General features: G+C 62.1%; 10 protein-coding genes. All 10 read left to right on the plus strand.

Annotated elements, in window-relative coordinates; all coding sequences use genetic code 11:
- Positions 1 to 73: 73 nt before the first annotated feature.
- The 10 genes from DY251_RS01555 (at position 74) to DY251_RS01595 (ending at position 14,244) form a co-directional block, all read left to right on the plus strand.
- Positions 74 to 1,561 (plus strand): sugar ABC transporter ATP-binding protein, encoded by a 1,488-nt coding sequence (locus DY251_RS01555; RefSeq protein ID WP_116622067.1) that lies wholly within the window; start codon positions 74 to 76, stop codon positions 1,559 to 1,561.
- Positions 1,562 to 1,578: 17 nt separating this feature from the next.
- A complete protein-coding gene (locus DY251_RS01560) occupies positions 1,579 to 2,583 on the plus strand; it encodes an ABC transporter permease (protein WP_245415811.1) in 1,005 nt (334 codons plus the stop codon).
- On the plus strand, positions 2,580 to 3,569 hold the full coding sequence (locus DY251_RS01565) for an ABC transporter permease (protein WP_245415812.1): 990 nt from the start codon (positions 2,580 to 2,582) through the stop codon (positions 3,567 to 3,569). The genes DY251_RS01560 and DY251_RS01565 overlap by 4 nt, the downstream gene beginning before the upstream one ends.
- A 26-nt stretch (positions 3,570 to 3,595) precedes the next feature.
- Positions 3,596 to 5,656, plus strand: coding sequence for a hydantoinase/oxoprolinase family protein (locus DY251_RS01570; RefSeq protein ID WP_116622069.1), 2,061 nt, complete (start codon positions 3,596 to 3,598; stop codon positions 5,654 to 5,656).
- 27 nt (positions 5,657 to 5,683) lie between these two features.
- Complete coding sequence (locus DY251_RS01575) at positions 5,684 to 7,507, plus strand: hydantoinase B/oxoprolinase family protein (protein WP_116622070.1); 1,824 nt, start codon at positions 5,684 to 5,686, stop codon at positions 7,505 to 7,507.
- 28 nt (positions 7,508 to 7,535) lie between these two features.
- Positions 7,536 to 8,408 (plus strand): DMT family transporter, encoded by an 873-nt coding sequence (locus DY251_RS01580; protein WP_158553208.1) that lies wholly within the window; start codon positions 7,536 to 7,538, stop codon positions 8,406 to 8,408.
- 301 nt (positions 8,409 to 8,709) lie between these two features.
- A complete protein-coding gene (locus tag DY251_RS21405) occupies positions 8,710 to 8,850 on the plus strand; it encodes a hypothetical protein (RefSeq protein WP_158553209.1) in 141 nt (46 codons plus the stop codon).
- Between the two features lie 168 nt (positions 8,851 to 9,018).
- On the plus strand, positions 9,019 to 9,324 hold the full coding sequence (locus tag DY251_RS01585) for a HigA family addiction module antitoxin (RefSeq protein ID WP_116622072.1): 306 nt from the start codon (positions 9,019 to 9,021) through the stop codon (positions 9,322 to 9,324).
- 79 nt (positions 9,325 to 9,403) lie between these two features.
- Positions 9,404 to 12,916 (plus strand): helicase-related protein, encoded by a 3,513-nt coding sequence (locus tag DY251_RS01590; RefSeq protein ID WP_116622292.1) that lies wholly within the window; start codon positions 9,404 to 9,406, stop codon positions 12,914 to 12,916.
- Positions 12,913 to 14,244, plus strand: coding sequence for an AAA family ATPase (locus DY251_RS01595; RefSeq protein ID WP_116622073.1), 1,332 nt, complete (start codon positions 12,913 to 12,915; stop codon positions 14,242 to 14,244). The genes DY251_RS01590 and DY251_RS01595 overlap by 4 nt, the downstream gene beginning before the upstream one ends.

A 14,244-nucleotide genomic window follows, 5' to 3' on the forward strand; every position in this document is an offset into this window, starting at 1 on the left:
TCGCGATCCTCCCGGTCTGACCGCTTCATTTGAAGCGGTCAGACGACTTTTCTAGCCAGCTTTGGGTCTTTGGATGCTGGAAGTTACAGGGTTCACGAAGAGATTCCGCGGAGTTGCCGCGCTCGACAATGTCGACTTCTCTCTCAACGAGGGCGAGGTGCACGCGCTGCTTGGCGAAAACGGCGCGGGCAAGTCGACGCTCATCAATCTCATCGCCGGCACCTTTCCGTGGGCGGAAGGCGTCTATCGCATCAACGGCCGCACCATCACCAGCCTGACACCGCACGTAGCGCAGGAGATCGGCATCGCCGCCGTCTTCCAGGAATTCAGTCTGGTGCCCGACCTCACCGTGGTCGAGAACATCTTCCTCGGCCGTGAGCAATCGTCCGGCCTGTTCCTCAAGCGCAAGCAGATGCGTCAGGCGGCGGTGGAGTTGCTGGACAGCCTCGGCTTCCATCTACCGCTCGACGAGAATGTCGCCTTTCTGTCGCGCGCGCAAAAACAGATGGTAGAGATCGCCAAGGCGCTACGCATGTCGCCGAAGGTGCTGATCCTCGACGAACCAACGGCCTCGCTCACCGACGGCGAGGCAGAAAAACTGTTTAATGCCGTGGCGCTACTGAAAGCGCGCGGCGTCGGCATAATCTACGTCTCGCACCGCATGAGCGAAATCCGTAATCTCTCTGACCGTGTCACCGTGCTGCGCGGCGGCAAGAAAATCGGCACCGTCGTAACTGCCGAGATTTCGGATGAAGGCCTGATCGAGATGATGGTCGGCCGTCCCGTCGAACAGCTGTTTCCAAAGATCGAGCACAAACCCGGCCCCGTTAGGCTCGAGGTGCGCGACCTTACGACCGAGAAGCGCTCCGTCATCGGCGCGTCGTTCACGGCGCGCGCGGGCGAGGTGGTCGGCCTTGCCGGTCTCGTCGGCTGTGGGCGCAGCGAGCTTTGCCGCGCAGTGTTCGGCCTCGAGGTCGTCGAGACCGGAGCGATCATGCTGGACGATAAGGCGGTCGAGCGTCCGACGCCTACCTCGATGCTTGCCGCCAATGTCTGCTATTTCCCTGCCGACCGCGGCTCGGAGGGTTTGGCGCTGGCGCGCTCGGCGCGCGAGAACGCAACGATGAGTTCGCTCGACCTACCGGAACTGTCATCCGGGCCGGTGCTCAAATTCTGGCGCGAGAACGAGACGATCAAGACACCGCTCGCCAATCTGGCGCTGAGACCCATGGCGCCCGAGCGCAAGGCGTCCGCCTTCTCCGGCGGCAACCAGCAGAAGCTGATGCTGGCGCGCGGGCTGATGAAGCCGTTCGAGGTCTATCTGTTCGACGAACCAACCGTCGGCATTGATGTCGGCGCCAAAGCCGATGTCTACAACCTGATCAAATCACTCGTCGAGGCCGGCGCCTGCGTCGTAGTCTCGACATCCGAATTGCCGGAACTGATCAATCTCGCCTCGCGGGTCTATGTCATGCATGAAGGCAAGGTCGTCGCCGAGCTTGCTAAGCACGAACTCAGCGAAGCTCAGGTCCTGTCGCATTATTTCGGAGGGCACGCATGAGCTCGGAAACGGCGACCATGACCGTTGCAAATGCGCCTTCACATCGGGCGAGCCGGATTGATCGCTTCCTCATGCAGGGCGGCATCGTCATCACTTTCCTCGTCGTGGCGGTGGTGGCGACGGCGCTGATCGAGCCGCGCTTCCTAAACCGGCTCAACCTGCTCAATGTCATGCGCAACTTCGCGCTGCTGCTCATCCCTTCGCTGGCGCAGATGCTGGTGATGACTGCCGGCGGTTTCGATCTCTCCGTCGGTGCGGTGGTGGCGGCGACCTCTGTGGTGACGGCTGCCGTGATGCTCGTTGGCAGCGGCTATTTCCCGGGCATGGAACTGGTCGTCATCCTTGCGTCGTTGGTCATCGCGCTCGGCGTCGGCGCGCTTGTCGGGCTGGTCAATGCCGGGCTCGTTGCGACGTTCTCACTCTCGCCTTTCATGGTGACGCTGGCGATGATGTCGGTGCTGATGGGCATCGCGCTCTATTTCACGCAAGGCATCCCGATCTATGGCGTGGCCGATTCGTTTATCGCCAATGTCGGACGTGGCCAGTTTCTGGGCCTGCCGATCGTACTCTGGATCGGGCTCGCGGTGCTGGCCGCCTGCATCGTCATGCAGCGCTTTACGTCGCTTGGCCGCCACATCTATGCGGTCGGCAGCGATCAGCGCTCGGCGCGTCTCTCGGGTGTCTCCACCGGCCGTACGCTGTTGGTGGCCTATATGCTGGCCGGACTGCTCGCCGCGCTCACCGGTTTCCTGATGACGTCGCGGCTCGGCTCCGGCCAGTCGACGATTGGCGGAACACTTGCACTCGAAACCATTGCGGCCGCCGTCATCGGCGGCGTCTCGCTGCGCGGCGGCGTCGGCCGCGCGGAACTGGTCGCGCTCGCGGCGCTGTTCCTGTCGGTCATCGCCAATGCGATGAACCTCGTGCAGGTCGACAGCAAATACCAGACGCTGGTACTTGGCGCCGTTCTGATCATATCCTTGGCCATCGAACGGCTTCTGCTGAGGAAGCGGCAGTCATGAGCATGGAGGCCAAGACACAACCGATGGCTCGGCTCTCCGGCCTCTCGCTGATGGATGTGCTGCGCGTCGCGCGGCTGCCTATCGCTATCGTCGTGGTCCTTATGCTGTTCGGCCTTGTCGAGCCGCGTGTTCTCTCCCTCGGCAATTTCCGCAACATTGCGCTGCAGACAAGCTATCTCGCCATCTTCGCAATGGCGCAGACAATGGTGCTTCTGACCCGCGGCTTCGACCTCTCTCTCGGTTACACTGTTTCGCTGGTCAGTGTTGCCGCCTCGATGGCGATGGTAGCGATGGGCGGCGGCGATGCTTCGATCCTTTACGGCGTCGGCGCCGCGCTACTGGTCGCAGGTGTGATCGGCCTCGCCAACGGTGTGCTCATCGCTGGCATTGGCATTAACCCGCTGGTGACGACGCTCGGCATGGCCAACATTGTGCTGGCCTTCGCCTCGACGATCAGCGGCGGCTTCCCCGTGACTGGTTTGCCGAAGGGTCTCACCGCGGAGTTCGCGCAACGATCGCCGCTTTCGATTCCGATGCCGATCTGGATCGCCGCCCTGGTGTTCGTTCTCTTGTTCCTCGTGCTCAAGGCGACGCGCTTTGGTCGCAGCCTCTATATCATCGGGGCCAATCCAAGAGCGGCGGTCGCGGCGGGCATCCGCACCGTGCCGGTGCTGGTGGCGGCCTACACTCTCTGCGCACTCCTCGCCGCGCTCGGCGCGCTTCTGCTCACCGCACGCACCGGTTCGGGCGAACCCAACCTCGGTGGCAATCTCACGCTGGAGGCGATTGCTGCAGCCGTCGTGGGTGGCGTTCGATTGTCCGGCGGGGAGGGCGGCGTGGGCGCCGCCGTGCTCGGTGCGCTGTTCGTCACCGTGCTCTCAAATGGCATGAACCTCGTCCAGATCGATGGCTATCTGCAGCAGATTTGTCTGGGCGTCATCATCATCGTCAGCCTGATCGTCAATCGCGATGATGCCAGGCGCTGATACTCCAACTTTTTCGGGAAGTTCGTATGGCTTATCAAGTTTGCATCGATATTGGCGGCACCTTCACCGACTGTCTCGTCTCGAACAGCCAGGGTGAGATCGCCATCTTCAAGTCGCCGACGACGCCGGGCGAATTCGAGAAGGGGTTCATCAACGTGCTGCATGTAGCCGCAGAGGGCTACGGTCTGAGCGCCGCTGAATTCATGCGAGAGATCGACCTCGTCGTGCACGGCTCGACCGTGTCGACCAACGCGCTGGTCGAGCGCAAGACGGTTAAGGTCGGTCTTATCCTGACCGCTGGCCATCAGGATATACTGGTGTTGCGCGAAGGTCCACGCAAAGGCGCCTTTCAATGGCGGCTGAACTATCCTGATCCATATGTGCCGCGCCATCTCACCAAGACCGTTGCCGGGCGCATCGACGCGCGTGGTCGCGAGCTCGCGCCACTCTCCATAGATGACGTCCGCAAGGCCGCCGCCGAATTCCGCGGGCTCGGCGTAGAGGCGATCGCCGTCGGCCTTTTATGGTCTGTGGTCAATCCGGCGCATGAGCTTGCCGTGCGCGAGATCCTGAACCAGGAACTGCCCGGCATTCCAGTGACACTAAGCCATGAGATCAACCCGATGCCGCGCGAGTACAAGCGTATCATCGCGGCCGCGATTGATGCGTCCATCAACCCGATCGTGCGCACTTATATCGAGAAGCTGAAGACGGCGCTCGACGAGGAAGGCTTCGAAGGCGAGCTGCTGCTTGCCAATTGCGTCGGAGGCATGATGCCTTTGGCCGACATGATCCGAAAGCCGATCTACAGTGTGATGTCCGGCCCGACCTTGGCGCCGATGGCGGCGTTGGCGCTGTCCGATGAGCCCGACATCATCGTCGGCGACATGGGCGGTACGACATTCGACGTCTCGGCGTTGCGCGACCATCAGATCATCGTCACGCCCGACAGCATGATCCACGACGATTCACTCGGCATTCCCAAGGTCGACGTGCGCTCGGTCGGCGCCGGCGGCGGCTCAATCGCCTTCGTCGACGAAGGAGGCCTGCTGCAGGTCGGCCCACGAAGCGCCGGCGCGCGGCCGGGTCCTGCCTGCTACGGTCAGGGCGGCACCGAACCGACGGTAACGGACGCCAATGTCGTGCTCGGCATCGTCGATCCGGACTATTTCCTCGGCGGCAAGATGCAACTGAAGCGCGAGCTGGCGGAGGCCGCTGTTGACAAGATCGCCTCGCGGCTCGGTGTGTCTCGCCAGGAAGCGGCCTACGCGATCTACACCACCAGCAACCACAATATGGTGGCGGCGATCGAGGAGATCACCGTGCGCGAGGGCATCAATCCGCGCGACTCCTTCTTCGTCTGCGGCGGCGGCGCCACTGCGATCCACATCGCCGAGATGGCCGACATCCTCGGCTTGAAACGCTACATGGTGCCGCGCTTCATGGCCGGCCTCAGCGCTTTCGGCGGTCTGATCTCCGACATCCGCTCGGAGGAGAGCGCGGTGCTGCTCACCTCCGACGCAGACTTCAACGTCGCTGGCGTCAACGATGCGCTGAAGCGGCTGAAACAGGCCGGCAACAATTTTCTCGCAGAAGCGGGCGTCGCGCCGGAGAACCGTCAGTTCGAGTTGTCCTTCCTCGGCCGCTATGAATATCAGTCCTTCGAGATTGAGGTGCCGTTCGAGGCCGAGAACGGGATGGTGTCCGAGGACGATCTGCCGGGTCTGGTCGAGTCCTTCCACAAGATGCACGAGCGCATCTACTCGATCCGCGCCGACAATGACATCGTCGAATTCACGGCATGGAAGCTGCGCGCCATCGGCAAGCGCTCCGGGCAGGATATCTGGCAGAAAAACACGCTGCTCGATCAGGTCGGCGCAATCGACATCAAGACCAAGCGCGGCATCTATCAGCAGGAGAGCGGTAGTGTCGAAACGGTGCCGGTCTACGAACTTGCGCAGCTACGTGCCGGTGCGCAGCTCACAGGCCCCTGCCTGGTCGAGGCCGAGACCTTCACCGCTTATCTCAAGGACCAGCATCAAGGGCAGATCGACCGTTACGGCAATCTCGTCGTCAACATCGTCTAGTTCAACAATCAAGTGAGGGATCGACCCATGGACTCCATCAACAGGCCCGAACTCGACGTTTCTGAACGCCGTGTCGACCCCTTCCTGATGTCGGTGTTGAAAAGCCGCTTTGAGGCAATCGTACGCGAGATGACGCTGGTCGTCATGCGCGCCAGCCGCTCGGCGGTGATCAAGAACGCGCGTGACTTTTCCTGCGCCATCCTGACCTACGACCACAGGCTGGTCTCGGTCGAGGACGCGTTGCCAATCCACGTCATGTCGATGGACATGGCGACGCGGCCGCTGACAGATCTTTTCGACGACGTCACGCAAGGTGACATCTTTCTCAACAATTGCCCCTATACCGGCGGAACGCACCACGCCGACCTGATCATGGCGATGCCGGTGTTCTTCGAGGGAGAGCCGCTGTTTTGGGTCGTGGCGCTATCGCATCACGCAGACACCGGCGCACCTGTGCCGTCGACCTATTTGCCTTTCGCCAAGAACATCTTCGAGGAAGGGATGCATTTTCCTTGCGTGCGCGTCGCGCAGAACTACGAAGAGAAGAAAGACATCCTGCGCATCGGCACGATGCGCAACCGCGTGCCGGATATGTGGCTTGGAGACGTGCGCGCGCAGATCGGCGCGTGCCGCACCGGCGAAAGACGTATCGGCGAATTGTTCGCGCGCTATGGCCGCGACACCATCCTCGGCTTCGTCGAGGATTGGTTTGACTACGGCGCGCGCTGCGCCAAGGCGGCGATCGCCAAGCTGCCCGCCGGCAGCTACAGCTACGAGACGCGACATGATCCGGTGCCCGGCGTCGCCGACGAAGGGATCCCGGTCAAGGTGACGATCAATGTCGATCCGGAGAAAGGCGAGATCGTCGTCGACGTGCGTGACAACATGGACAATGTGCCGGGCGGCCTCAACCTGTCGGAGAACACCGCGACCGGCTCGTGCCGCATTGGCGTCTTCAACAATCTCGACGAGAGCATTCCTCACAATGAGGGCGCCAAGTCGCAGATCAAAGTGCTGCTGCGCGAAGGCAGCGTCATCGGCAAGCCGAAATATCCGGTTGGCACTTCGGTCGCGACCACCAACGTCAACGATCGCCTGATGATTGCCGGCAACTGCGTCTTCTCGCGCATGGGCGCGCCTTACGGCCAGGCCGAAAGCGGCTCGCACCTCCCGGCCGGCGTCGGCGTCATCTCCGGCGCGGATCCGTTCAAGCACGGCAAGTCGTACGTCAATCAGGTCTTCGTCGGCTATGCCGGCGGCGGCGCCCGCCACGGCTTCGACGGCTGGCTGACCTATTGCGGCCCGGCCAATGCGGGTCTTATCCAGCTCGACTCCGTCGAGGTCGACGAGTCGATGTATCCGATCGTCATCGAGCGCCGAGGCGTGTTGCCAGGATCGCAAGGCTTCGGCGAGTTCGAAGGCGCGCCGGCGACCGGCGGCGTCTTCTATCCACTCGACCACGACATGACGATCGTGTACGCGGCCGACGGCACCAGCTTCCCGCCGCGCGGCGTGCTGGGCGGCGGCGACGGCAAGGAGAGCGAGACGATCAAGCTGAGGGCCAACGAGAAGATCGTACTGCCGGCCTTCAGCGAGGAGACGATTGAGAACGGCGCCCGCATCGAGTTCACCGCATGCGGCGGCGGCGGCTACGGCGATCCGCTGAAGCGCGATCCGAAACGGGTGGCGGCGACCGTCAATCGCGGCTGGCTCAGCCGCGAGGATGCCGAGACGGTCTATAAAGTGGTTCTGGTCGATGCCGACGAGCCCGGCCTGCTCAAGGTCGAAGAAGCCCGTACAGCCGCCCTCAGAAACGGTTTGACTCTAACGAGCGGGGTGCGCCATGCATGACGAACGACCTGTGCGGGGCAGCGGCATATTGCCGACGGACGCAATTCTTTTGCTACTGGCTGCAGTAATCTACGGCGGCATCTTTCCAGTCAATCGGTTGGCCGCCGAAGCGCAATGGCCGCCTATGGGCTTCGCTTTCGCCCAATCGCTTACGGCCGGCGTGATACTCGCGCTGGCGGCAGCCGCCCGAGGTCGGTTCACCATTAGCGCCGGACAGTTGCTCGCATACTTGATTATAGGCGGTCTGGTGGTTGGCCTGCCGATCGGTATTCTGGTTTCGGCCGCTCCGCATGTCGATGCCTCGGTGCTGACTCTGGTGCTCTGCCTTTCTCCCACATTCACTCTATGCATTGGCGTGCTCGCGGGCTTCGATCGCTTCGATTGGCGCACTCTCGCCGGCATGCTGCTCGGAGTGGCCGGCGTGGCTGTCCTGGCGCTGCCCGATGTGGGCGTTGTCGGCTCGGACGGTATCGGTTGGTTTCTCGTGGCTCTCATCGCCCCGGTGATGTTTGCTGCCGCCAACAACTGCGCCAAATGGCTGCGACCTGAAGGTGCGTCCTCCTTGATGATGGCCGCCGGGACCTTGCTGGGGGCGGCTGTGGTTGCTGGCGTTGTCATGCTCGCGCTCGGCAGTGCGGCATTGCCTTCCGAGTGGACCGGGACCACCGCGATGCCGCTCGTGCTCGCAACGGTGATCAATGCCGTCTTCTTCGTACTGTTCTTCGAACTGGTCGCTCGGATGGGACCGACGCGCTTTTCGATTTTCAACTATCTGGCGGTGGCTGCGGGCATCCTCTGGAGCCTGGCCGTCTTCGACGAACAGCCGGCCGCCTCGTTCTGGTTGGCGTTAGTGCTGATGCTTGCAGCCATGTATTTGGTACTGTCGCGCAAGCCCAACTGACCGTCTGGCAATCGCTGGCCGGTCAAATGGTGTTCGCCTGCAAATGCAGCGTCGTCAAGGCGACGGCTGGCAGAGCCTATGTGCGTTTCTGCTAAGGTTGCGGCCTTGGGCGGTCGTTCGCCTGCTGTTAAGCGTAGGCTGGTCAATGGCGGGCCACGACCGATAGCGATGAGCACTATGTTTTCGCTATAGCCCTACGATGAACCTACGTGACTTCCCGGCCGCCGAGTTGCGGAAGCATGGCTTGATCGGGCGGTCGCCGGATGCCTTCCTTGCCGGTCTCTATGAGTAGGCACCAGACATGCTGATCGAGACGCTGGCGAATGCGCGGGGCAATCTCAGCCAGCCGCGCGTTTCAGCCGCAACCTTCTTCGGCATCCTGCGCGATCAGAGGCTCGTCAAGCTGGCGGCGCAGATCGAAAAGTACCTCGACGATCTATAGCGCGGCTTTCTCCGGCCACGAAGATCGGCTTCCGTTTCGGCCTGGAATTGACCGTAAAGTGTAGCTTGACACTATGCGATATTTTTCACTAACATCGACCCACAGATTCGGAACGTGAAACAACCGGCGTGGCTGATCCGCGTCGGCTGAACCTTGGGCGAAAGCGCAATGAGTGGCAACCGCATGAAGTCCCCCGCCCATCCTGGTGGCTTCGTGAAGGCCGAGGTTATCGGCCCTCTCGGCTTGTCGGTCACCGCCGCGGCAGATGCTCTTGGTGTCACCCGTGCCGCTTTGTCGGCGCTGTTGAATGAGCGAGCTGATTTGTCGCCAGAGATGGCGATCCGCATCGAGAAGGCGTTTGGCATTTCAATGGAGACCCTCATGCGGATGCAGAACAGCTTTGACATCGCGGAGGCGCGTAAGAAGGCCAAAGAAGTCAATGTGGCGCCTTATGCAGGAAAGGCGTCGGAATGAACATTCCTATCGCGTCCCATTTGGTTGCAAAAAGCTTTTGGACGAAGGCTCCAGAACTCCAGAGAAAGCCGGCCGTCGCATGAAGCTCGAAGACATAAAATCCGGCGTCAGTTTATCCGGGATCGAGCCATCCCAGGTGGTGACGGCTGTTGCTGTCGTCCCCCTTGGGGAGGGATCGGTTCAGCTCATCTATCGGACCCCTGACGGCGGCATGAAGGAGCGGCTGCTCAACAGGGGCGACGAGCCTTCTGTCGATATTGCCACAGTGGAACGGCCGTTTTCCTTCGACGGCGATGGCGCGGCGTTCCAGCTTGCCTGCGAGGCCAAGCGGATCGACCTCGCCTTCCTGTTCGACCCGATGATGGCGGTCCATAGTTCGAATGTGGAGCCGCTGCCGCACCAGATCACCGCTGTCTATGAATCGCTGTTGCCCCGGCAACCTTTGCGGTTCGTCCTCGCCGATGACCCTGGCGCCGGCAAGACGATCATGGCGGGCCTCTATATCCGCGAACTCATCATGCGCGCGGACTCGCATCGCATCCTGATCGTCGCGCCCGGCAGCCTGGTCGAACAATGGCGGGACGAGCTTTACGAAAAATTCGGGCTAGAGTTTCACGTCTATTCGCCGCTTCTGGAGCAGACCTCGCCGAGCGGGAACCCATTCGACGATTATCCCCGCCTTATCGTTCGGCTCGATCAGCTCTCCCGCAACGAAGAGCTTCAAGAAAAACTCTGCGCGCCTGGCTGGGATTTGGCCGTCTTCGACGAGGCGCATAAGCTCTCCGCGCACTATTTCGGTTCCAAGCTGGAAAAGACGGGCCGCTTCCGCTTCGCGGAGAAGCTGGGCGCGCATGTCCGGCACCTGCTGTTGATGACGGCAACACCGCACAACGGCAAGGAGGAGGACTTTCAGCTTTTCCTATCGTTGCTCGATTCCGACCGCTTCTATGGCAAGTTCCGCGATGGGGTTCACAAGGTTGATGCCTCCGACCTTATGCGCCGCATGGTCAAAGAGGAGTTGGTCAAGTTCGACGGCACCCCGCTCTTCCCGGAGCGCAGGGCCTACACGGTCAACTACGAACTCTCGCCGATCGAAGCGGCCTTGTACGAGGCCGTCACCAATTATGTGCAAACCGAGATGGGCAAGGCCGACCAGCTCGAAGGCGCGCGCAAGGGTTCTGTCGGCTTCGCCTTAGCCGCATTGCAACGGCGTCTCGCCTCAAGCCCGGAAGCAATCTTCCAGTCGCTGAAGCGCCGCCGCGAGCGGCTTGAGAACCGGCTGCGCGATGAAAAGCTCGGCATAAAAGGGCGGCACGCGCTCGCCGAAACCTACGCTGGCGCTCCAGAGGATGACGACGACCTGAGCGCCGAAGAGCAGGAAACTCTGGAAGAAAACCTGATCGACGACGCCACGGCCGCCAAAACCGTCGTCGAGCTTGAAGCCGAGATCGTCATCCTGAAGGGGCTGGAGGAGCAGGCCAAGGCTGTCGTCGCTTCCGGGAAGGATCGCAAATGGGATGAGCTGTCCAGAATCCTTCAGAACCATCCCGAAACGCGCGACGCCGCCGGCCGACAGCGCAAGATCATCATCTTTTCCGAACACCGCGACACGCTGAACTACCTTCAGGCGCGGATTGCCGGTGTGCTCGGCAATCCCGATGCCATCGTGACCATCCACGGCGGCACGCATCGGGACGAGCGCCGCCGCCTTCAGGCGCTCTTCCGCTCCGATCCCGATGTGCGCGTGCTGGTAGCGACGGACGCCGCTGGCGAAGGCGTGAACCTTCAGAACGCGAACCTGATGGTCAACTATGACCTTCCCTGGAACCCGAACCGGCTGGAGCAGCGGTTCGGCCGCATCCACCGCATCGGGCAGACCGAGGTTTGCCACCTGTGGAATCTCGTCTCCAAGGAAACCCGCGAGGGCGATGTCTATCACCGCCTGCTGATGAAGCTGGAGGTCGAGAGCCAGGCCCTTCATGGCCGCGTCTTCGATATTCTGGGCGAGGTGTTTGAGAGGACCAGTCTCAAGGATCTTCTGGTCGAGGCCATCCGCTATGGCGATCGCCCAGAAGTCCGTGCCCGGCTGACCCAGAAGATCGACAACGCGCTCGACCACGACCACCTGAAATCTCTCTTGAACCGCAATGCCCTTGCGCAGGAGACGATGAGTGCGGATCGGCTGTTTGCCGTGAAGGAGGAGATGGAAAAGGCGGAGGCGCGAAGGCTTCAGCCGTTCTTCGTGCGGGCCTTTTTCAACAAGGCTCTCGACGCGCTTGGTGGCACGGCGCATCCGCGTGAGGCCGGACGGTCGGAGATCACCCATATTCCGGCGGCGATCCGCGAACGCGACCGCCGCCTCACGGGTCGAAACCGTCGTGAGCATGAGCCGGTTCTACGGCGCTACAGCCGCGTTTGCTTCGAGCGCCAGGCTATCCAGCCGCTCGACAAGCCGGGGCTGGAACGCGCCGTGCTCATGCACCCCGGCCATCCGCTCATGCTTGCCATGTCGGACATGATCCTTGAGCAGCACACCAACCTTCTGCGGCAGGGGTCGATCCTGGTTGATCCATCCGATGAAGGGTTCGACCCGGGGATGCTGTTTCTGCTGACGCACGAGATCAAATCTGGCGACGGCTCGGTGCTTTCCAAGCGGCTGCAATTCGTGCGTGTCGGCCCGGACGGGCAAGCGGCCTTTGCCGGATGGGCGCCACACCTCGACCTTGATCCTCTGCCGGAAGCCGAGCGTCCCTTGCTCAAGGACGTGCTCGATGCTCCCTGGCTGTCTTCTGGTCAGGAAGCCCGCGCCTTGTCTTTGGCGGCGACGACCTTGGTGCCGGAGCATTATGGCGACGTTGCTCAGCGGCGCATCGACCATGTGGAGAAGACGCTGAACGCCGTCCATGAGCGGCTGAGCAAGGAAATCGCCTTCTGGCAGGATCGTTGGCTGAAGCTCAAGGACGACGCCGAGGTCGGCAAGGACGTGCGGCTCAACCTTCAGAATGTCGAACGCACGCTTGGCGATCTTCAAGGCCGCCTCGACGGCCGCAAGAAGGAGCTTCAGGCCATGCGTCATGTCGTGAACGGCACGCCGGTCGTGCTGGGCGCGGCGCTGATCGTGCCGGCCGGCTTGATGAACAAGCTTCGTGGCGACGAGCCGGTCGATCCGGTGGCGACGACCTTCGCAGCCGATGCAGCGGCGCGTTCGCGCATTGAACAGCTTGCCATGACGGCCGTTCGGCAGGCCGAGGAAGCGCGCGGCTGCCGTGTCGTCGATGTCTCCGCCGCAAAATGCGGCTGGGATCTAACCTCTTATCCGCCAGCCGTTGAGGGTCGGCAACCCGATCCCAGGCACATTGAAGTGAAGGGGCGGGTGAAGGGCGCGAGCACCGTCACCATCACGCGCAACGAAATGCTCTACGCCTTCAATCAGGGGGAGAAGTTCGTTCTGGCGATTGCCATCGTCGGGGACAACGACGCCATCGACGGCCCCCACTACATTCCTAGCCCATTCGACCGTGAACCGGGCTGGGGTGTCGCGTCCATCAACTTCAATCTGGACGACCTGCTCGCCAAGGCGGAGGCCCGATGACCGCGCTGCGCCTCGACAAGCTATCGCTGACCAATTTCCGCTGCTTCGCCCATTGCGAAGTCGCTTTCCATGATCGCCTCACCGTGCTGGTGGCGGAGAACGGCAGTGGCAAGACCGCCGTGCTGGACGCTGCCGCTGCGGCGCTGTCCGTGTTCGTCAACACGCTCGATCCGCCGGAAAAGGTACGGCGGATCGAGCGGAGCGATGTGCGCCTGGTCCTCGATCAGGAACGCAGGATGTCACCTTGCCTGCCGACCGAATACGAAGCGCAGGCCATCGTCCAGGACGCGGCCGTGACGTGGAAGAGCGCGGTCAGAACCTATGGCGACAAGGTGCGGCCGAGCACGCGGCACTTTGGTTCGATGAAAGCGGCCGCGCAGCCCTTCCTGTCGGACTCGGCGCTTCTGCCGCTCATCGCCTACTATGGAACAGGCCGCCTCTGGAGCGAGCAGCGACAGACCGAATATCGCCGCTCCTCCATCACCAATGTCGGGGAGCGCGTCGCCGGCTATGCCGATTGCCTCACCTCGTCTTCGTCCTTCAAAGGCATTTCGGCCTGGTTCGAGCACCGCTTCAGGCAGACGGCATCGCCTTCCTTCCGCGAGAGCCTGCAAGCCAATCTTGCGATGATCGAAGGCGTGAAGACTGCCACGGACACGGTTCTTCGGCCGACCGGCTGGTCAAGTCTTCGCTGGGATGACGAGCTTCACACCCTGACAGCCAAGCACGAGACGCGGGGCGAACTGCCCTTGTCCATGCTGAGCGATGGCGTGCGCACCATGCTGGCCCTTGTCGCCGATGTCGCGCGCCGCTGCGCCAGCCTCAATCCGCAACTGAGTGACCGGGCCGCGATCGAGACTCCCGGCGTGCTGATCGTCGATGAAGTGGACATGCACCTGCATCCCCGCTGGCAGCAGCAGGTGCTCGGCCTACTGCAAAGCGCGTTTCCCGCGCTTCAGATCATCGTCAGCACGCACAGCCCGCATGTGCTTTCGACGGTCGATAAGTCGTCGATCCGCGTCCTTCACATCAAGGATGGCGACGTGGTGATCGAAACGCCCCTGATTCAAACCCGCGGCGTCGAGAGCGCGGATGTCCTGGCGAGCGTGATGGACGTGGACCCGGTTCCGCAGCTTGCCGAAACGGAGGCCCTTAGCGCCTATCGCAAGCTCATCGAGGCAGGCGAAGCCGAAGGGCAGGAAGCAGCGGCCCTGCGGCAACGCCTGATCGAACATTACGGCGAAAGCCATCCGGTCATGCTGGAGGTCGACCGTCTGGCCCGCTTCCAACGGTTCCGGCTCACCAAGAGCCGACCGGAGGGCGCATGA

Source organism: Mesorhizobium denitrificans (genome assembly GCF_003403035.1).
Taxonomy (GTDB): Bacteria; Pseudomonadota; Alphaproteobacteria; order Rhizobiales; family Rhizobiaceae; genus Mesorhizobium_G; species Mesorhizobium_G denitrificans.

Bases quoted from the DNA above. Each gene is read 5' to 3' on its own strand.
- DY251_RS01595 (WP_116622073.1), top strand. From the start codon at position 12,913: ATGACCGCGCTGCGCCTCGACAAGCTATCGCTGACCAATTTCCGCTGC.
- DY251_RS21405 (WP_158553209.1), top strand. From the start codon at position 8,710: ATGCTGATCGAGACGCTGGCGAATGCGCGGGGCAATCTCAGCCAGCCG.
- DY251_RS01555 (WP_116622067.1), top strand. From the start codon at position 74: ATGCTGGAAGTTACAGGGTTCACGAAGAGATTCCGCGGAGTTGCCGCG.
- DY251_RS01565 (WP_245415812.1), top strand. From the start codon at position 2,580: ATGAGCATGGAGGCCAAGACACAACCGATGGCTCGGCTCTCCGGCCTC.
- DY251_RS01590 (WP_116622292.1), top strand. From the start codon at position 9,404: ATGAAGCTCGAAGACATAAAATCCGGCGTCAGTTTATCCGGGATCGAG.
- DY251_RS01570 (WP_116622069.1), top strand. From the start codon at position 3,596: ATGGCTTATCAAGTTTGCATCGATATTGGCGGCACCTTCACCGACTGT.
- DY251_RS01575 (WP_116622070.1), top strand. From the start codon at position 5,684: ATGGACTCCATCAACAGGCCCGAACTCGACGTTTCTGAACGCCGTGTC.
- DY251_RS01560 (WP_245415811.1), top strand. From the start codon at position 1,579: ATGACCGTTGCAAATGCGCCTTCACATCGGGCGAGCCGGATTGATCGC.
- DY251_RS01585 (WP_116622072.1), top strand. From the start codon at position 9,019: ATGAGTGGCAACCGCATGAAGTCCCCCGCCCATCCTGGTGGCTTCGTG.